This is a genomic window from Streptomyces sp. NPDC050546, assembly GCF_044457425.1.
Taxonomy (GTDB): domain Bacteria; phylum Actinomycetota; class Actinomycetes; order Streptomycetales; family Streptomycetaceae; genus Streptomyces.
In genome coordinates this window covers 450,297-470,002 of sequence record NZ_JBITGX010000003.1, presented here as the reverse complement: position 1 = coordinate 470,002, position 19,706 = coordinate 450,297, and the positions used below count along the sequence as shown (strand labels likewise).

13 protein-coding genes are annotated in these 19,706 nt (G+C 70.5%); 2 read left to right on the top strand and 11 right to left on the bottom strand.

Going from position 1 to position 19,706, the window contains the following annotated elements; all coding sequences use genetic code 11:
• Window positions 1–123: 123 nt before the first annotated feature.
• Window positions 124–1,803, top strand: a complete 1,680-nt coding sequence (locus ACIBK5_RS10200) for a sodium:solute symporter family protein (protein ID WP_399018085.1) — start codon at window positions 124–126, stop codon at window positions 1,801–1,803.
• A gap of 33 nt (window positions 1,804–1,836) precedes the next feature.
• Window positions 1,837–2,151, top strand: a complete 315-nt coding sequence (locus ACIBK5_RS10195) for a hypothetical protein (RefSeq protein ID WP_399018083.1) — start codon at window positions 1,837–1,839, stop codon at window positions 2,149–2,151.
• A gap of 131 nt (window positions 2,152–2,282) precedes the next feature.
• On the opposite strand, the gene ACIBK5_RS10190 is transcribed toward ACIBK5_RS10195, so the two are convergent.
• From ACIBK5_RS10190 to ACIBK5_RS10140, 11 genes are all read right to left on the bottom strand, one after another.
• On the bottom strand, window positions 2,283–3,002 hold the full coding sequence (locus ACIBK5_RS10190; protein WP_399018081.1) for a hypothetical protein: 720 nt from the start codon (window positions 3,000–3,002) through the stop codon (window positions 2,283–2,285).
• Entirely contained in the window at window positions 2,999–7,537 is a 4,539-nt protein-coding gene (locus tag ACIBK5_RS10185) for an RICIN domain-containing protein (protein WP_399018080.1), read from the bottom strand. The genes ACIBK5_RS10190 and ACIBK5_RS10185 overlap by 4 nt, the downstream gene beginning before the upstream one ends.
• 397 nt (window positions 7,538–7,934) lie before the next feature.
• Window positions 7,935–8,636: a LuxR C-terminal-related transcriptional regulator gene (locus tag ACIBK5_RS10180; RefSeq protein WP_399018078.1), complete on the bottom strand. Its 702-nt coding sequence runs from the start codon at window positions 8,634–8,636 to the stop codon at window positions 7,935–7,937.
• Window positions 8,637–8,874: 238 nt separating this feature from the next.
• Window positions 8,875–10,692 carry a PQQ-binding-like beta-propeller repeat protein gene (locus ACIBK5_RS10175; protein ID WP_399018076.1) on the bottom strand — a complete coding sequence of 606 codons (1,818 nt, stop codon included), beginning with the start codon at window positions 10,690–10,692 and terminating at the stop codon, window positions 8,875–8,877.
• Between the two features lie 61 nt (window positions 10,693–10,753).
• The gene (locus tag ACIBK5_RS10170) at window positions 10,754–12,586 is read right to left on the bottom strand and encodes a PQQ-binding-like beta-propeller repeat protein (RefSeq protein WP_399018074.1); all 1,833 of its coding nucleotides are present in this window, start codon (window positions 12,584–12,586) and stop codon (window positions 10,754–10,756) included.
• A gap of 191 nt (window positions 12,587–12,777) precedes the next feature.
• Entirely contained in the window at window positions 12,778–14,589 is a 1,812-nt protein-coding gene (locus ACIBK5_RS10165; RefSeq protein WP_399018072.1) for an ABC-F family ATP-binding cassette domain-containing protein, read from the bottom strand.
• Window positions 14,590–14,659: 70 nt separating this feature from the next.
• A complete protein-coding gene (locus ACIBK5_RS10160) occupies window positions 14,660–15,289 on the bottom strand; it encodes a HEAT repeat domain-containing protein (protein ID WP_399018071.1) in 630 nt (209 codons plus the stop codon).
• Window positions 15,223–15,903, bottom strand: a complete 681-nt coding sequence (locus ACIBK5_RS10155; RefSeq protein ID WP_399018069.1) for an ankyrin repeat domain-containing protein — start codon at window positions 15,901–15,903, stop codon at window positions 15,223–15,225. Before ACIBK5_RS10155 ends, ACIBK5_RS10160 begins: the two co-directional genes overlap by 67 nt.
• 67 nt (window positions 15,904–15,970) lie before the next feature.
• Window positions 15,971–16,870 carry a 4-(cytidine 5'-diphospho)-2-C-methyl-D-erythritol kinase gene (locus ACIBK5_RS10150; RefSeq protein WP_399018067.1) on the bottom strand — a complete coding sequence of 300 codons (900 nt, stop codon included), beginning with the start codon at window positions 16,868–16,870 and terminating at the stop codon, window positions 15,971–15,973.
• Complete coding sequence (rsmA, locus tag ACIBK5_RS10145; RefSeq protein WP_399018065.1) at window positions 16,867–17,754, bottom strand: 16S rRNA (adenine(1518)-N(6)/adenine(1519)-N(6))-dimethyltransferase RsmA; 888 nt, start codon at window positions 17,752–17,754, stop codon at window positions 16,867–16,869. Before rsmA ends, ACIBK5_RS10150 begins: the two co-directional genes overlap by 4 nt.
• 428 nt (window positions 17,755–18,182) lie before the next feature.
• The gene (locus ACIBK5_RS10140; protein WP_399018062.1) at window positions 18,183–19,628 is read right to left on the bottom strand and encodes a ubiquitin-like domain-containing protein; all 1,446 of its coding nucleotides are present in this window, start codon (window positions 19,626–19,628) and stop codon (window positions 18,183–18,185) included.
• Window positions 19,629–19,706 lie beyond the last annotated feature (78 nt).

Genomic DNA, 19,706 nt, shown 5'->3' with positions numbered 1-19,706 from the left:
ACACCGCTCCCCCCAACCGTCAACATCACAATCAAACAAAGGCCATCAACAGACGTGTTCAATGACTGAACGCGGAGGCGTAGATTCCGCGGCGTATCGGTTCACGCAACGAAGCGAGGGCTCATGCAGACCCCCACATATCTGTCAGCCGAGCTGCGACTCCCCACGAACTGGCTCGACTACACGCTCCTCGGCATCTACTTCGTCGTCGTCCTCGGCATCGGCTTCGCCGCCCGCCGTTCGGTGAAGACGAGTCTCGACTTCTTCCTCTCCGGCCGTTCGCTGCCCGCCTGGGTCACCGGTCTGGCCTTCATCGCCGCCAACCTGGGCGCCACCGAGATCCTGGGCATGGCCGCCAACAGCGCGCAGTACGGCGTCTACACGACGCACTGGTACTGGATCGGCGCCATCCCGGCCATGGTCTTCCTTGGCCTGGTGATGATGCCCTTCTACTACGGCTCCAAGGTCCGCTCGGTCCCCGAGTTCCTGCTGCTTCGCTTCGACAGGCCGGCGCATCTGCTGAGCTCGATCCTGTTCGCCTTCGCCGCGATCCTCATCGCCGGCGTCAACCTCTACGCCCTGGCCATCGTCGTCGAGGCGCTGCTGGGCTGGCCGGAGTGGGTGGCGATCGTCGTCGCGGGCTTCTTCGTCCTCGCGTACATCACCCTCGGCGGCCTGTCCTCGGCGATCTACAACGAGGTCCTGCAGTTCTTCGTCATCCTCGCCGCGCTCATCCCGATCGCGGTCCTCGGCCTGAAGAAGGTGGGCGGCTGGGACGGCCTGTCCGACTCCCTCACCGAGACCCGCGGCGCCGACTTCATGACGTCCTGGGGCGGTACGGGCATCGGCAGCGACAACCCGCTGGGGGCGAACTGGCTGACGATCGTCCTGGGCCTCGGCTTCGTCCTGTCCTTCGGCTACTGGACGACGAACTTCGCCGAGGTGCAGCGCGCCCTGTCCGCCAAGAACCTCTCGGCGGCCCAGCGCACACCGCTCATCGCCGCGTTCCCGAAGATCTTCATCGTCTTCCTGGTGATGATCCCGGGTCTGGTGGCCGCCGTCCTGGTCCCCAAGATCGGTACCTCCGGCTCGGACCTCCAGTACAACGACGCGATCCCGTACCTCATGGCACAGCTGCTGCCGAACGGTGTGCTGGGCATCGCCGTCACCGGCCTCCTCGCGGCGTTCATGGCGGGCATGGCGGCGAACGTGTCGTCGTTCAACACGGTGTTCACGACGGACATCTGGGCGAAGTACGTCGTGCGGGGCCGCGAGGACGAGTACTACGTACGCTTCGGCCGCCTCATCACCGCGATCGGCGTCCTGGCCTCCATCGGCACGGCGTTCCTGGCGAGGTCCTTCTCGAACATCATGGCCTACCTCCAGACGCTGTTCTCCTTCTTCAACGTGCCGATGTTCGTCGTCTTCATCATCGGCATGTTCTGGAAGCGGGCCTCGATGAAGTCGGGCTTCTGGGGGCTGCTCGTGGGCACCACCGCCGCGATGATCAACTACTTCGTCCTCTACAAGCAGGACATCGTCGACATCCCCACCGACCAGGGCGCCAACTTCGTCTCGGCGATCGCGGGGTTCGTCGCGGGCGCCGTCGTCATGGTGGCGGTGTCGCTCTTCACCGCACCGAAGCCGGCCGAGGAACTCCAGGGGCTGGTCTACGGCACGACCTCACCCGGCATGGCGGAGCCGCCGGCACCCGGGGACGAGGCTTGGTACCGCAAGCCGGCGCTGCTCGGGTGGGGCGCGATCGTGCTGGCCGCGGCCTGCTACATCCCGTTCTCGTTCTGACCGTTCCCGTTCCGACCGAGGGAGGATTGACGTATGTCCGAGTTCTACTCCGACAAGGACGTGCAGCGGGAAGTCACCGAGCTGCAGAGCAAGTCGGCGACGGCTGCACAGTTGTTCGACATCCGGCGCATCATCGGTGGACTGTTCGTGGTGTACGGCGTGATCGTGATGATCGCGGGGTTCACGGCGTCCGACGCCGACATCGACAAGGCGGAGGGGGTGAACATCAACCTGTGGACCGGGCTCGGCATGCTGCTGCTCGGTCTGTTCTTCCTGGCATGGCTGAAACTGAGGCCTGCGGCTCCGCCGCCGCCGGATGCTGCGCCGGGGGATGAACCTAGGGAGTGACGGCGAGGCGCCGAGGTGGGCGACTGGACGCCGACTTTTCGTGTATGACTCTGCTCCTTCCGGTGCCCTGGTGAACGGAGAGCGGAGAGGGGTAACCCCTCTCCGCTCCACCAACTGCGGTCGGCAGTCGGCTACATCCGCCGGTCTCCCTGCCAGGTGACCGACGTCATCGAGGCGAGACCGCCGTTGGCGATGCCTCGGTACGTCACCGTCCGGGCCGGGCCGATCTCCCGAGCGAGACGCTCCGACAGGTCGCTGCCTTCCTCGAACAGGCGCTGCCACTCGTCGTCGTCGCCGTCGTTCATCAGCGTCGTCTCGATCGCCGCCTTCCACTGGTAGAAGGCGGTCACGAGATCATCGGACAGATGGATGGCGGCAGCGGGATCGTCCGGAGCGAAGCTTCCGAAACCCTCCGCGTGCAGTGGGTACAGCCCGTACTCGCCCTCGACGGTGAGGTCGAGCGGGTGCGGGGGTGTGTCATGGGCGTCGACGGTCCAGTGGAGCCGATCGCACCCCCAGCACACGAACTTCTCGTCCTGGTGCCGTTCGTCCCAGAAGCGCACCACCCAGCCGGGGCCGAGGTGCTTCGCCACCATCCGGGCGATGTCCAGCCCTTCCTTGACGTGCTTGCGCAGGGCCGGGCGGGCCCCGAACCCGTCGGCGGGACGGGTCCGGTTCCACTCGGTCAGCCTGCGGGCCACGTCGTCGGGCAGCCCGAGCGTGTGGTCGTCGACCGGAAGGCCACGGGTGAAGTCCTCGACGCGGGCGAACGTCCCGGCGTCCGTGCCATACAGCGGGGAGGCGTCGCCGCGCGCGCGTACGAGGAGATGCTCAGGAACCTTGTGGATCATGCCGGATTCGCTCCAATCACCCGTCCCTTGCTCTGGCCCTGGTCTCCGATGGTGATAGCCACTCGGTGGGACTTCCCGTTGTACACCGTCTCGAAGATCGGCCTGGTCGGCGTCTGGTGGCCGACGATCTTCCCCTCGCTCAGTGCCTTGCTGAGGAGCTTCGGGATCTCCTCGATCGGCACGCCGCGCTGGGCGAAGTCTCCGCCGTGGCGGAAGACGACGTGGACGAGGCCCTTCTTCACGTCGCCGGCGTCGAGCCACGCGAGCGGCATGCCGGGCCGCGAGTACGGGACCACCCAGAACAGGTTCTTCTGGTCGACCTCGATCCCGGCTTCCTTGAGCTTGTTCACGTACCTCATGTCCAAGCCGGGAGCAGCGGCCTTGGCGCGCTCCACCATACGGATCGACAGGCGAAGCCCCATGCCTGCCTCGCTGGCGGCGTTCGCGAGCTTCTCCGCGGTGACGCTCTCACCGTAGATCTTCTTCAGTTCGGCCAGAACCTTCTCCGCGTCCCTGCCGGTCCTGATGGCGTCCTCGACCCGCTCGGCGAGCTTGATGGCCTTGGCGAACTTCGCCGCCATCGCGGGACCACCGAACGCCGCCGCCGCCCACGCGCACCCTGATCCGGAGCCACCGTCGTTGCCAGGCGTCACCTTGTGGTAGCAGTCGGCGAAGTCCTTGACGAACATCTCGTAGCCGAGGCCGGCCACGAGTCCTGCGAGGTTCTTGAGCCCGGCCTTCTCCACCTCCCAGAAACTGAAGTGGTAGGTGCGCTCCTCCTTCAGGCCCTTCTTCGTGTCCGTGGTGAGAAAGAAGGTGTCTGCTGCCGGGCAGCCGGCTTCGGTGGCAGGCACGTCCGGGTTGGCGCAGTAGTAGTAGCTGACGTGGGCGTCGAAGTGGAACTCGAACGTCACGGTGCAACCGTCGATGGTGAGGGTGCACCCGTTGAGCTGCTTCGGCTGTTCTACAAGCTCGATCTTGTCGAGGACGAAGAAGGTGCGTTCGACTCCGGTTCCGGATCCTGTGGAGACATTCTTGTTGGCTTCCTTCCGTTCCGCGGACTCCGCTGCTTCCTGTGCCTCGTCGGCGTATTTCTGGGCGTCCTTGGCCGCTTCCTCGGCCTCCGTCGCTGCCGCGTCGGCGCGGTCGGCCGCTGCTCGGGCATCCTTGGCTGCCTCTTCGGCTACCGCGGCTGCGGTGCGGGCGGCTTCCGCGTCGAGGGCTGCCTGGTCGGCCGAGTCGCGGGCGTTCCTGGCGTGGTTCTCGGCGCGGCCGGCTGCCTGGTCGGCGGCTTCTGCGTCCTCGGTGGCCTGGCGGTTGTACTCGATGGTGCGGGCCAGGGACGCCGTCGCCTTGGAGGCGGCCTTGGCGGCGTCGGCGGCGTAGCCGAGGGCTTCCTTGGCGTAGGTGCGGGCGGTCGCCGCGTGTCCGGCCGCGTTGGCCGCGTGCTGGTAGGCGGCCTTGGCGTCCCCCTTCGCCTGGTCCGCCAGGTTCTTGGCGGCCGATGCTTCTGCCGCCGCGTTCTTGGCGTGGGCGTCGGCGACGGACTGCTGCTGTTCGGCGATCGTCTTGGACGCCTGGCCGGTGAGGACCACCAGGCTGGCTGCCGAGTCGGTGTCGATGTACGGGGAGCCGAGCTGGATCGCGTCGTTGGCCGGCTTGGCGACCTGGGCGGCGGCGTTACCGGCGTCCACGGCGGCCTGGGCGGTGACGTGGGCGAAGCCCGCGGCCTTCGCGGAGGCGGCCAGGGCCTTGGCGGCCTCCTTGTTCGCCTCGTCCGCGTGGGACTTGGCGGTCTTGGCCTGCTTCTCCGCCTCGTCGGCCATCTCGACCGCCGCCTTGGCCTCGGACGAGGCGTGCTCGGACGCGTCGATGGCCTCGGCCGCGGCGCTCGTCGCGGTCTTCAGCGCGGCGTCGGACTTCAGCTTCGCGGCCTGGGCGCCGTCCGCGTGCGCGCGGGAGCGCTTGGCCGCCGCCTCCGCGCGCGTGGCCGCCGCGTCGGCGTCTGCTGCAGCCTTCGTCGCAGCGTCCGCTTCGGAACGGGCCCTGGTGGCGGCTGCCTCGGCGTCGTCGGCGTGGCCGCTCGCGGCGTCCGCCGCCGCTCTGGCCTCCTGGGCGTTGCTGTCGGACTCGTGAGCCTGGGCGTAGGCCTCCTTCGCGTCCGCCTTGGCGCGCGTCGCGTCGGCCTTCTGCTCGGCATCCCACGCGTCGTCGCGCAGGTCACGGGCCTTGTCGCGGGCCTTGACCGCGTCGTCCCTCTTCTCGACCGCCGTGCCCTCGGCCGCCTCGGCCTTGTCCTTGGCGTCCTTGGCGTTCGCCGCCTCGGCTTCGGCGTTCTCCTTGTGCCGGGCGGCCTCGGCCTGCTTGGCCGCGGCGGTCTTCTTCTCCGCCTCGGCCGTCTTCTCCTCGGCCTCGGCGGCCAGGCGCTCGGCGTGGGCCTTGGCGGCGGCCGCCTTGGCGTCGCCTTCGGCCTTCAGGGCCTCGGCGAGTTTGGCTTCCGCGGTCTCCTTGTCCTTCTTGGCGTTGTCGCGGTGGGCCTTCGCCGCGTCGGCCGCGGCCTTCGCCTGGGACTCGGCCATCGCCGCGGCGGCCTTGCGGAACTCCGCCTTCGACTGCGCCGTCTGAGCCAGGGCGCGTTGCGCGATGGTCGCGCTGTCGCCGGCTGAGGCACGGGTGGCGGCCTCGGCGGTCGTACCGGCCTTCACCAGCGCTTCCAGAGCGGCCACAGCGCCCTTGGTCACCTGCGCCTTCTGCTGGCCTACCAGCAGACCCCGGCCGCGCGGGGCACCGGCCTCGTCGGCGACGGCGTACGCCGCCTTCTGCGCTGTGTCAGTGGCGGTGGCGTGCTTCTGCGCAGTGGCCAACTGGGCCTTGAGAACGTCGAGTTGCTTCTTCGCTCCCGCCTGCTCCGCCGTGACGCCCTTCTTGGCCTTCTCGAACTGCGCCTTGTCCGGGTAGAACTGGCTGTCCGTGCCCTTGTGGCCTTCGGGGACGATCCGGAACTTCTGCGGGTTCGTGCCGTTGCACGCCCACAGCCAGGCGTTGTGGCTGTTGTCGAACTTGTTCAGGTCCAGGCACTTGTCCGTGGCGACATTGCGCAGCTCGCCCACGGCGCGGACGTCGAAGTCCCACTGCTGCGCCCTGCTGCCGTTGCACGTCCAGATCTGGATCTTCGTGCCGTTGGCAGGGTCGCTGTTCTCGACGTCCAGGCACTTCTGCGACCTGACGTTGACGAGGCCGTAGCCGTCGCCGGAACCACGCAGCTGCCACTGCTGTGCCGAGGAGTCGTTGCAGGTGTAGATCTGGACCGGGGTGCCCGAGGTCGTCTTGCCGCCCTGCACGTCCAGGCACTTGCCCTTCGCCGCCTCGACCTGGATGACCGCCGAGGAGTCGCCGATCCAGCCCATACCGCCGGGAGACCAGTAGTCCTGCCAACGGACCAGACGGTCGGCGACCCAGGAGTGCCCCAGCATGTTCCCCAGCGCCTTCGCACCGGCACCGAGGGCGTTGGTGGCGTCCTTGCTGGACTTCAGGATCTGGTTGCGCTGGGCCGCCTGCGAGGCGATCTCCCGCTGCCACTCCGCGGTGGCCGTGTCGGCTATGCCGCCCAGGGCCTTGTTCGGGTCGATCGGATCCCGCCAGGCACATGACGCGTACCTGGTCTTCATGTCCTCGACCGCGATGCGGTGTTCGGCCGTACCGGGCTCCGGCGCGGTGCGGGGAAAGCCGCCGGAGGCCAGGAACAGACGGGCGTCGTCGGCGCCCTTGCCGTTGAAGGTGTTGAACAGTCCTTGGAACGCGCGCTGTTCCTGGTACTGCCGCTGCCGCTCACCAGGAGGCAGGTCCGGGTCGTAGGGCTTGTCGCCGTAGAGCGGGGTCCCCAGGTCGTTGACGACCTTGAGCGTCTTGTCGTCGGCCTTGGGGGTCGGGTCCTCGTAGAAGTCTCCTTCGGACTTCCAGAACCTGTCGGCGATCCACTGGGTCAGACCGGTCTGGCTGTGGAAGTCCTGCTCCTCATCACCTGGTCCTCCAGGAGGCCAGTGGAAATCGGAGACGGTGAACCCGCCCGGAGTCTCCAGGCCGTCCAGGGGCTTCGCCCATTCGTTGCGAAGGGCGTAGGCGGCATCGAGTTGCTTCTCGGCCGCGTCCCTGTCCCGCTGGTACGCACCGGCCAGCGGGGTGTCCTCCCAGTGGTCCTGGTCGGCCAGGGCATGCAGCTTGTCCGGCGGCAGGTTGAGGCCGTCCTGCGCGGTCGCGGCCATGGACGGCCCACCCATGCGCAGCACATCCGCCATCAGGCACTGGTCCTGTCGCAGTTGCTCGGCTGCCGTGTCCTCGGCCCAGTCGTCCGTGTCGCTCGCCGGGGCGGCCGCCTCCGTGCCGGTGAGCCGGTCCAGCGCGCCGGGCTGGACCGCAAGGCCGGCCAGTACGGCCACGGCCGCCGCGGACGTGACGACAGAGGTCAGGAACCGGGATCTGCCCGGTCTGGGCTTGAAACGGGTTCTGGGCAGGAAGGGCCCTGGTCGTGAGCGCAAGAAAGCATCCCCCTCGTCGCAAAGGAAGACGTCCAGGGGTGCCCCTCAAAAGAAGCGGAGGAGATGCGCGAAGTGCCGGTTCCGCGGCATGGCGGTGCGCCCCTCCCCGTGGCGACGGTGTCCCCCTGGTCGCCGGTTGACGCGCGCTGTGGCGGAGTGGTCAGCCCCGCCGGGCGCGACGATCACATTAGGCACTGGCGTTCGAATCAACCAGGGGATTTCTTCGGCGCGAGGTCGGTGTGGCAGGAAAGAAGCCATGGGGTTTACCGGCCCGACAGCCACAAGTCCCGTGACACACCTAGGGATTTCCTGTGTAGGTCTCGTGAAGGTGTCCTTGTGTCGGATGCCACGCGGGGCGGAGATCGACCAGAAACCGACCCACACCTCAACGTACGGCCTACAACTGCTCGCCCTCCGGCCCCGGCTCCCGCGGCACCGGCCCCGCGCGGTCCAGCAGGCCTGTCCGGGCCGCCAGTGCCGCTGCCTCCAGGCGGGAGCCCACGCCCAGTTTCATCAGGACTCGCTGGACGTGCGTGCGGGCCGTCGACGGTGCGATGCCCATGCCTGCCGCGATCAGGCGGGTGTCCTCGCCGTCGGCCACGCGGACCAGGACCTCCACCTCGCGCGGCGTGAGCATCTGGAGCAAGCGCTGGCCCTCGTCGTCCGGTTGGGCCGCCGGGTTCAGCAGTTCGCTGAACGCGCCCTGGAGCAGTTGCGGCGCCACCGCCGCCTCGCCCGCCCGGGCCTTCATGATCGCCCGCTCGACGCCCTCTATGCGCTCGTCATGCCGGACGTAGCCGGAAGCGCCCGACGCGAACGCCGCCGCGATCCCGCGCGGGCTCGGCACCGGGCCCAGCACCAGCACCGCCACCTGCGGCCGCTCCCGCTTGATGCGTACCACCGGGTCGAAGATGCCCGGCTCCGCCGGTGTGGCCGTGCCCAGCAGGCACACCTCAGGCGCCCTCGTGATCACCAGCTCCGCCGCCCCCGCGGCCGGCGCCGCCGCGGCCAGCACCCGGTGCCCCCGCAGCTTCAGCGCGGAGGCCAGCGCCTCGGCCAGCAATCGGTGGTCGTCGACCACCATGAGCCGCACTCCCATCGAGCAACCCCCCAGTCACCCCGGTCCCCCCAATGGAAGCCCCCCGGCTCCCCCGCCTTCATGCCCCCGGAAGCTACACGCTTGTTCGACGTTGCGCTCCCCTACCCGCGAGAATCGCCCCGGATCGCCGAAATTCCCATCATTCGAGGTTGACTGAGCCAAACGCGAACGGTCCCGCCCCTGAACAGGGACGGGACCGAAGGCAACCTCAGTCGATCACCAGATGATCATCGGACGATCAGCCTGTACCGAACCCGACCGCCAGGTACTCCTTGTCACCCGTCGAAGGCCGCTTGCTCGCGTACACCTTGGACATGAACAGATGGCCGTCGGCGTACAGGAACTCCGAGTAGTCCGGCGACATGCTGCTCTCCACGTCGCGCACCTGCTCCGACGCGGGGTTCTCCAGCAGCTTCGTCTCCTTGAAGCTGCCCCCGTCGATGCTCACGATCTGCCCGCCCTTGTCGTACGGCGGCCGCTTGTACGCGATCAGGTTGCCGCCGTCCATGCGCAGCGGCGAGATCGTGTAGCCGTCCCCCGCGTCGGCCCGCTGCCCGGTCTGCTTGCCGGTGGCGAGGTCGAAGGAGACGATCTCGTTGGTCTGGCTGTACTCCCCCTTGCCGTCGTGCTCCTCGGTCGGGATGTACAGCCGGTCGTTGCCGACGGCCAGCTGGTTGCAGTACTCGATGCGGGTGATGCCCTCGCAGCGCGCCGCGAACTGCTCGCCCGGCGCCGAGATGCGCGTGCGCAGCTTGCCGGTCTTGCTGTCGATGGAGAAGAAGTCCGAGATGCCGCTGCCGTCACCCGCGGAGTCGCCGACGTCGGCGGCCACCACGAGCGGGTTGGTCGACACGATGCTGGCGTACTCGATGCCCTCGGCCATCTTGTACTCGGAGATCACCTTCCCCGACTTCGGGTCGATGGTCTGGATGTGCAGCTGCCGCTGCTCGTACGAGCCGCACTTGCGCACCGCGACCAGCTTCTCGCCGCCGCCGTACCCGGCGTCGTAGCAGGAGTCGCTGGGCTTGGGGCTCCACAGCGGCTTGCCGGAGATGTCGAAGGCGGCGCCGCCGCTGCTGCTGCCGACGGCGACGGTCTTGCCGCTGATCGTGACGTTGTCGAAACTGATCAGCTGGTCACCGGTCTTGGCCGTCTTCGTCCACAGCCTCTTGCCCGCGTCGAGATCGATCAGGGCGACCTGGCTGCACCCGTGCGAGGGGTCGGCCTTGGTCGGCATCTCGGGCTGGTAGAGGATCGCCGTCTTGTTGTCCTCGGTGACATGGCGGCTGGCCTGGCAGACGGGGCCGTCCAGCGGGATCGTCCACTGCTTGCCGCCCGTGTCGCGGTCGTAGCCGACGATCTGGGCGATGCCGCTCTTGGCGTACGTCTTGTCGGTGAGCCACGAGCCGGAGACGACGACCGTGCTGTCGTTCTTCACCTCGGGCGCCGGGACCTGGAAGAGGACCTTGGCGCTGGGGTCGGAGGGTGCCTTCTCCTTGCCGGAGGAGGTGGTGCCGCCGTTGCCGTCGTCCGTGCCGCCGGTGGTGCCCCCGGAGCTGGCGGTGTCGTCCTTCTTGCCGTCGTCCTTGGACGAGGAGTACCAGACGCCGCCGCCGATGATCAGGGCGATCGCCACCACCGCGGCGACGATGATCGCCAGCTGCGCGTTGAACTTCTTGCCGCCGCCGGGCTGTCCCGGCTGTCCCGGCTGTCCGGGGTGTCCGGGGTGTCCGGGGTGTCCGGGCTGCGGCTGGAGCGGCATGGTGCCCTGCGGATAGCCGTAGCCGGGCTGACCGTAGCCCGGCTGCACCGGCTGCCCTGGCTGCACCGGCTGTCCCGGCTGTCCGTACGGCGCCTGCGGCGGCTGGCCGGGGTAGCCGTAGCCGGGAGGCGGTCCCTGCGGGGCCTGGGGCGGCTGCGGAGCCTGGGGCGGCTGGGGCGGCGTCTGGGGAGCCTGCGGATAGCCGTACCCCGGCTGCGGGGGCTGGCCCTGGGGCGGCCCGAAGCCTCCACCGGACGGCGGCTGCTGGGGCGGCGGGGGCGGCGGCTGGGTCATGACGTGAGCACCTCGGGGAGGGGGGAAGACGACGAAGAGGGCAGAGGAGCGGGGAGAAGAGTCACTTGCCGTAGGCGAGCATCAACTTCTCCTTCGTGTCGTCGTTTCCGCTCAGCCGGGTGGTCGAGATGTAGAAGCGGCCGCCGGCCCAGTCGATGTCCTTGGAGAAGAAGCCGTTCTCGATGTCCGCGGCGCCCTGCGGGTTCTGGAGCAGCTTGACCGGCTTGTGGTCACTGCCGCCGGTCGGGATGGACACGATCTGGCCGCCCGCGTCGTACGAGGGCTCGATGTAGGCGATGAGCTTTCCGCCCTCGGTCCTCATCGGCAGCATCGACTCCTCGGCCGGGGACTTCACCCGCCACTTCTCCTTGCCGTTCGCGAGGTTGACCGCGACGATCTCGTTGGCGCCGGTGGTCGCCTCGGTCGGCAGGTAGAGCGTGGAGTCGTCGACGGCGACGCCCTGGCAGCCCTGGAGGTCACGCTCGAGGATGGCCCAGCCGCACTCGGGGGCGAAGTCCTCGTCGAAGCCGACCTGCGAGCGGAACTTGCCGCCGGAGGTGAAGGTCGAGATGTTCCAGGTCTTCTTTTCCTCGTTGGTGCTGTAGATGACCAGCGGGCTCACGGAGTAGGCGCGCGCGACCCGCCAGCCCTTGTCGAACTTCTGGGTCCACTCGACCTTGCCGGTCTTCGGGTTGAGCTGCTGCACCTCGTCGTGCTCGTTGTTGCCGCCGGCGCCGCAGGAGGAGACGGCGATCAGCTTCTCGCCGCCCGCGAACGCGGCGGGGAAGCAGGAGTCGCCGTAGCGCTTCTTGTCGAAGAGCTTGTCGCCGTTGGTGACGTCGTACGCCGTGCCCGACTGGGAGCGGCCCACCATCAGCGTGGTGCCGGTGACGGACAGTTCGACGGAGAGCGTGGAGTCGAACAGGGCGCCGTCGGCGACCTCTTCCTTCCAGCCCTTCTCGCCGGTGCCGAGGTCGATCTCCTGGAGCTGGTTGCACTTGGCGCGGTCGCTGCTGCCGCTCATGTAGGCGACGACGATCTTGTCGTCGGCCGTCTTCTCCGGAGTGGTGGCGCAGATCTTCTGCGGGAAGGTGATCGTGTCCCACGTCGGCTTGCCGTCGCCGACGTTGTACGCGAAGAGCTGCTTGTACGCCGCCTTCACCGCGGTCTTGTCGGTGATCCACATGCCGGCGGCGTCGGCGCCGGACTTGGGCGCGTCGGGCGCCTCCTTGTACCAGAGGACCTTGGCCTCGCCGGCCTGGCGGCCCTCGTTGAGGTTCTCCGGGTCGTCGCCGCCGTCGCCCTTGCCGTCACCGGGGTTGACCGGGCCGGAGGCGCCGGACTTGCCGTTGCTCTGCTGGGCGACCGGCTTCTTCTTGCCCTTGCCGCCGTCGCCGGTGACCGCCCACACCGTGCCGCCGACCACGAGCAGCGCGGCGACCGCGGCACCGATGATCATCGCGGGCTTGCCCTTGAAGGGGTTGCCCGAACCGCCGCCGGGCGGGGTGCCGGGCGCGCCGGGGTACTGCGGCTGGGGCGGGTAGCCGTAGCCGGGCTGACCGTACGGACCCGGCTGCTGCGGCTGACCGTACGGACCCGGCTGCTGCGGCTGGCCGTAGGGGCCGGAGTTGTACGGGCCCGGCTGCGCGTAAGGCCCGGGCTGCTGCGGAGGCTGCTGCGGATAGCCGTACCCCGGCTGCGGAGGCGGCGGCGTCTGCGGCGGGCCCTGCGGAGGCGGCGGCGTCTGCGGCGGGCCCTGCGGGGGCGGCGGCGTCTGCGGCGGGCCCTGGGGTGGCGGCGGGGTCCCCGGTGCCCCGTAGCCACCGCCCTGCGGCGGCTGGTTCTGCGGTGCTCCGAAGCCACCGTGCGGTGGCTGACTGGGCGGCTGAGTCATCAGCGGCTCCCCCGTTCGATCACTGATTTTTAGCCACGCCCTGAGGTACGCGATGGGCTCAGAGTCGTTTCATAAAGTTCTAAGACGGCTCTTTCTATCACTCCGTTCCAACAGCAGAGCGGGCCGATCATCCCCTGTTCCCAAGGGAGGACCGGCCCGTGATGCCGTCGTTATGCGTCTTCACGCACCCTTCACGCGTCCTCGGCGAGTTCCAGCCAGCGCAGCTCCAGTTCCTCGCGCTGACCTGCCAACTCGCGCAGCTCTGCGTCCAGTTCAGCCACCTTCGCGAAGTCCGTGGCGTTTTCGGCGATTTGGGAGTGAAGCTTGGTTTCCTTCTCGGAGACCTTGTCGAGCTGCCGCTCGATCTTCTGGAGTTCCTTCTTGGCGGCGCGCTGGTCGGCGGCGCTCTTCTCCGGAGCCGCCGTCTGCGGAGCGGCGGCCGGGCCGGAGGAGGAGGCCGCGGCCTCCTCCATGCGCTTGCGCCGCTCCAGGTACTCGTCGATGCCGCGCGGCAGCATCCGCAGGGCGCCGTCGCCGAGCAGGGCGAACACCCGGTCGGTGGTGCGCTCGATGAAGAACCGGTCGTGGGAGATGACGATCATCGAGCCGGGCCAGCCGTCGAGCACGTCCTCGAGCTGCGTCAGCGTCTCGATGTCGAGGTCGTTGGTGGGCTCGTCGAGGAAGAGGACGTTGGGCTCGTCCATGAGCAGACGCAGCAGCTGGAGCCTGCGGCGCTCACCGCCGGACAGGTCGCCGACGGGCGTCCACTGCTTCTCCTTGGTGAAGCCGAACGTCTCGCACAGCTGCCCGGCGGTCATCTCGCGCCCCTTGCCGAGGTCGACGCGCTCACGCACCTGCTGCACGGCCTCCAGCACGCGCGTGCTCGGCTCGAGTTCGGCGACCTCCTGGGAGAGGTAGGCCAGCTTGACGGTCTTGCCGACCTTGACCTGCCCGCCCACGGGCTGCGTCTCCCCGTCGGTCCGGGACGCCTCGGCCATGGCCCGCAGCAGGGAGGTCTTCCCGGCGCCGTTGACACCGACGAGACCGATCCGGTCGCCGGGTCCGAGCTGCCAGGTGACGTGCTTGAGGAGGACCTTGGGGCCCGCCTGGACGGTGACGTCCTCCAGGTCGAACACGGTCTTGCCCAGCCGGGTGGACGCGAACTTCATCAGCTCGCTGCTGTCGCGGGGCGGCGGTACGTCCTTGATGAGCTCGTTGGCGGCCTCGACCCGGAAGCGCGGCTTGGACGTACGGGCGGGCGCCCCGCGCCGCAGCCAGGCCAGCTCCTTGCGGACGAGGTTCTGCCGCTTGACCTCCTCGGTGGCGGCGATGCGCTCGCGCTCGGCCCGGGCGAAGACGTAGTCGGAGTAGCCGCCCTCGTACTCGTAGACGGCGCCGCGCTGGACGTCCCACATGCGGGTGCAGACCTGGTCGAGGAACCAGCGGTCGTGGGTGACGCAGACGAGGGCGGACCGGCGGACCTGGAGGTGCCGGGCCAGCCAGGAGATGCCCTCGACGTCGAGGTGGTTGGTGGGCTCGTCGAGGACGAGCAGGTCCTGCTCCTCGATGAGCAGCTTGGCGAGCGCGATACGGCGCCGCTCACCGCCGGACAGCGGCCCGATGACGGTGTCCAGGCCCGCGGGGAACCCCGGCAGGTCGAGCCCGCCGAACAGGCCGGTCAGCACGTCCCTGACCTTGGCGTCGCCCGCCCACTCGTGGTCGGCCATGTCGCCGATGACCTCGTGGCGGACGGTCGCCTCGGGGTCGAGCGAGTCGTGCTGGGTGAGCACGCCGCTGCGCAGTCCGCCGGAGTGCGTGACGCGCCCGGTGTCGGCCTCCTCCTGCTTGGCGAGCATCCGGATCAGAGTGGTCTTGCCGTCGCCGTTGCGGCCGACGACGCCGATGCGGTCCCCTTCGGAGACGCCGAGGGAGACGCCGTCGAGCAGGGCACGGGTGCCGTACACCTTGCTGACGTTCTCGACATTGACCAGGTTGACGGCCATTACTCTCCTGACAGGGGGGACGATCGACCCTCCAGGGTAGTCGGGCGGGCGGGTGCTCCGGCCGGACCGGTCAGCCGCCCTCGGCCGCCTCCCGCAGGCGCTGCTGGTACCGCCACACATCGAACAGCATCTCGTCCTGCCCCAGCTCCTCGCCGACGGGGCCGATCCGGTGCTCGGCCGCCACGCAGCGCGGGTCGTCCCGCCGGGCCAGGCCGGACACGGCGTAGAGCCGGGTCCGCTGCCGTTCGTCATGGGTGAGCGCGACCAGCGCGTCCCCGGTCTCCGGCTCGTGCCCCCGGTAGTGCGTGAGCCAGTAGCAGGCCGCCTGGCGTACGTCGGGGTCCGGGTCACGGGCCAGGGTGAGCACCGCCTTCAGGCTCGCGGGGCGGTCTGGGGACCGGCCGTCCTCGGGCAGCCACAGGGTGTCCGGCACCAGGGCGCGCACACCCGGGTCCGGATGGGTGAGATACGACAGGCCGACGGCCTCGGTCTCCGGGGTGGTGTCGTGGCCCATCGCCTGGAGCAGGACCGCCAGCACCTCCGGGTCCTCCTCCTGCTCGGCCCAGGGCACGAGCTCCCTGCCCCGGTTGCAGAACGGGTCGCGTCCCAGGACGAAGTCCCCGAGGACCAGGATCAGCAGCAGGTCGGCGGCGAGGAGGCGAACAGCCGGTCGGGGTGGTTGAGCAGGTCTCTGCTCCACTCCCAGGTCTCCTCGTCGAACCGGCGTCCGAGCGTGAACACGGCCTGGGACCACACGATGTGGTCCCGGTCGGGGCGGGCGAGGGCACGCGCGACCAGTTCGTCGAAGGGGGTCCGGGTGCCGTAGCGCGCCTCCAGGGCGGTGAGGATCGCCAGGTGCTCGTCGCGCACGGTCACCCCACCGAGCGTGAGCTGCTCGCACCACCAGCCGATCTCGCCGTCCTCGACCCGGACCCGCTCGACGGGTTCGGTACGGCCGGTCCTGCGCCGCAGTTCCGCCTCCGCGCCCGCCTCGGCCCGACTCCGGGCGCGGGCCAGCAGTTCCTCGCGGTCCGGGAGCGGCAGCGGTACGCGATGCCGTACGAGCGCCTCGGTCAGCGCGTACGAGCCCCCGTCCACCGCCCGCAACAGCGGGGTGGTCCCGTCGGGCAGCCGGCGCAGGGGGTCGGCGCCGCCCTGGAGCAGCGCCTCGGCGACGGGTTCGTCGTAGGCCGCCATGGCCAGGCAGAGGACCGGGAGGCCGTCTTCGAGGGTGTCGGGGTCGGCCCCGGACTCCAGCAGCGCCGTGACCTCCTCCGGGTCTCCGCGCCGTACCGCCGCGACCAGTCTCTCCACGCCTGTAGCCCCCGCCCTCGAAACAACCGGCGGAGCCTAAGCGCCCGGCAGTGGCCGCCGCACGCGATTAAAGCCCGGCCACCATCGCCCCGGGCGTCGGCCCCGAGGCCGTCCGCACGGTCCGGCAGGTGCCGGAGGACAGCAGCGCCTGCGCCACCGCGGCCGCCGACTCCGGGCCGCGGACCAGGAACGCCGTGGTCGGGCCGGAGCCGGAGACCAGGGCGGCGAGGGCGCCCGCGGCACGGCCGGTGGCCAGGGTGCCGGCGAGTTCCGGGTAGAGGGAGAGGGCGGCGGGCTGGAGGTCGTTGGAGACGGCGGCGGCGAGCGCGTCCGGGTCGCCCTTGGCGAGGGCGGCGAGGAGTTCCTGGGAGGCGACGGGCTCGGGGATGTCCGTGCCCTCGCCGAGCCGGTCGAACTCGCGGAACACGGCCGGGGTGGACAGGCCCCGCTCGGCCATGGCGAACACCCAGTGGAAGGCGCCGCCGACCTCCAGGGGGGTCAGTTGCTCGCCCCGCCCGATGCCGAGGGCCGCCCCGCCGACCAGGCTGAACGGCACGTCGCTGCCCAACTCGGCGCAGATGGCGAGCAGTTCGTCACGCGAGGCACCGGTCTCCCACAGCGCGTCGCAGGCCACCAGGGCGGCGGCACCGTCCGCGCTGCCGCCCGCCATGCCGCCGGCGACGGGGATGTCCTTGGCGATGTGGACGTGGACGTCGGGGCTGCGGCCGTACCGCTCGGCCAGCGCGATCGCCGCCCGGGCCGCAAGGTTCGTACGGTCCAGGGGGACCAGGTCCGCGTCCGGGCCCTCGCAGGTGACGCGGAGTTCGTCGGCCGGGGTCACGGTGACCTCGTCGTAGAGGCTGACGGCGAGGAAGACGTTGGCCAGGTCGTGGAAGCCGTCGGGCCGGGCGGGGCCCACCGCCAGCTGGACGTTGACCTTGGCGGGGACACGGACCGTGACGCTCACACGGGCTCCTTCTCCTGGTGCTGGTTCGCCTTGTGCTCGGCGATACGCGCGAACTCTTCCACGGTCAGGGACTCGCCCCGGGCCTGCGGCGACACCCCGGCGGCGACGAGGGCCTTCTCGGCGGCGGCCGCGGAACCGGCCCAGCCGGCGAGCGCGGCCCGCAGCGTCTTGCGGCGCTGGGCGAACGCCGCGTCGACGACGGCGAACACCTCCTTCTTGGAGGCCGTCGTCTTGATCGGCTCGGTCCGGCGGACGAGGGAGACCAGACCGCTGTCGACATTGGGCGCGGGCCAGAAGACGTTCCGCCCGATGGCGCCCGCGCGCTTGACCTCGGCGTACCAGTTGGCCTTCACGGAGGGCACGCCGTACACCTTCGAACCGGGTTCGGCGGCGAGGCGGTCGGCGACCTCCGACTGCACCATGACGAGCGTGCGGTCGATGGTCGGGAAGGTGGCGAGCATGTGCAGCAGCACCGGGACGGCCACGTTGTAGGGCAGGTTGGCGACCAGCGCGGTCGGGGCGGGGCCCGGCAGCTCCGTGACGTGCATCGCGTCGGAGTGGACGAGGTCGAACCGGTCGGCGCGCTCCGGCATACGGGCCGTGATGGTCGCGGGCAGCGCGGCGGCGAGCACGTCGTCGATCTCGACGGCCGTGACGCGGTCGGCGGCCTCCAGCAGCGCGAGGGTGAGGGACCCGAGCCCCGGGCCGACCTCGACGACCACGTCGTCGGGGTGGACCTGTGCGGTGCGGACGATACGGCGGACGGTGTTCGCGTCGATCACGAAGTTCTGGCCGCGTTGCTTGGTGGGGCGTACGCCGAGGGCGGTCGCGAGTTCGCGGACGTCGGCGGGGCCGAGGAGGGCGTCGGGGGCGGGGGTGGTCACGGGGACAAGGGTACGGGGGGTCTTACGGGGGCCGGTTTCCTGGTCGCTCGGCGTCGGGGCGGGGGCGGGTGGGCGCGCGGCCCGGCGTTGCGGGGCTGGGGGCGGGTGGGTGCGCAGCCTGGCGTTGCGGGGCTGGGGGCGGGTGGGGCGCAGCCCGGCGTCGGGGCTGGGGGCGGGGTCGGTGCGCAGCCCGGCGTTGCGGGGTGCCGCTGCGCCCACCCGTGCCGCCCCTAGCGGCACGCATGCCCGCAGCTGGGGGGTGGGGGGCGGCGCGTGTGCCCGCAGGTGGGGGGGGCGGCGCGTGTGCCCGCAGGTGGGGGGGGCGGCGCGTGTGCCCGCAGGTGGGGGGGGCGGCGCGTGTGCCCGCAGGTGGGGGGGCGGCGCGTGTGCCCGCCGCTAGGGCGGCAGGCATGTCCTCTGCGACGCCGTCACCCGTGCAAGCGGCCCCCGCAGTGCGGCCACGGGCTCGCGCCCCGCCGTACGTAGAGCTTCTTCGCGCGGTAGGTCTGTTCCGCCGCCGGGGCGTCCTGGGGGCGGCCGCTGCCGCCGAGGGACTGCCAGGTGTGGGTGTCGAACTGGTAGAGGCCGCCGTACGTGCCCGAGGAGTCGACCGCGTCGGGGCGGCCGCCGGACTCGCAGGCCGCGAGGCCCTGCCAGTTCAGGTGGTCGGCGCCCTGCACGGACGTCGGTCGCGGCTTCGTGCCGACCTTCACCTCCTGCGGGCGAGGCTCGCGCACCACCTCGGCCCGGATCCGGCGCGGCTTCTGCTTGACGCCGTTGACGGTGCGCAGGGAGTACGTGACCCGGCGCAGGCCCGCCTCGCCGGCGCGCTCCACGACCTCCGTGCCCTGGAACAGGGTCGGATCCTCGCTCCGCCGCGTCTGGAAGGGGATCGCCTCCTCGCGGACCTCCTTGCCGCCGGTGATCCGCAGCACCGTGACGGTCTGTCCGTCGCGCGGGAAGCTCCCCTGCGGGACGGACGTGGTGTCCTGGCCGCGCAGGGTGATCCCGGCCTCGTCCACGGCCTCCCGCACGGTCGCCGCGTTGGTCCGGACGGTACGGGCCCGGCCGTCCGCCATGATCGTGACCGTGCGCTCGGTCCGCACGTCCAGCGCGAGCCCCTCACGGCCGATCTGCCGGGAGCGCGAGGCGGACAGGTACGCGCCCTCCTGCCGTACTCCGAGCTCTCTGAGCGCCCCCGCGACCGTGTGGGCCGTCGTCCACACCTCGCGCCGGTGCCCGTCGAGAGTGAGCCGCACGGGACGGGCGTAGTGCACGGCGACCTCGTCGCCGCTGGCGATCTCCGTGCCGGGCCCGGGTGCCACCACGTCGTGGGCGCCGACCTCGACGCCCTCCTCCGAGAGCAGCTCGGTGACGTCGTCGGCGAAGGTGTGCAGCGTGCGGGCCCTGCCGTCGACGTTGAGCTCGATCGCCTTGTCCTTGGCGACGAACGCCGTGGTGCCGCCCGCCAGGAAGGCGACGACCAGGGCCTGCGGGAGCAGCCGCCGCATGGAGCCGTCCGGACGCTCGGCGTACCGCGCCTTGCGTCGGCGCGCGGACCTGCGATGCGAGCCGGTGCGCGCCGCGGCGCGCGAACCGGCGCGGGCTTCGGCGCGTGACTCGGCGCGTGATTCGGCGCGCGACTCCGCGCGCGTGGGGCGCGGGACGGACGCCGGTGCCGGATCGTCCTGATCATCCTCCGGGGTGCCCTGCCGGGGCATCCCGGGCAGCGGCGGCGGCGGCACTTCGTAGGCGGGCCGGTAGGTGTCCTCGTAGGCACCGTCGAAGCCGCCGCGCACCGGCTCCGCGTGGGCCGGGCCATACGCCTGGTACCGCTCGTACGTCTCGTACGTCTCGTACTGCGAGTTGCTCACGCCGACACGCTCCAGGGGCCGGAGGGGGTCCAGAGGGGTCCGGATCGGGCCCCCAGAACCTAGCGGAGCGGTCGTCAC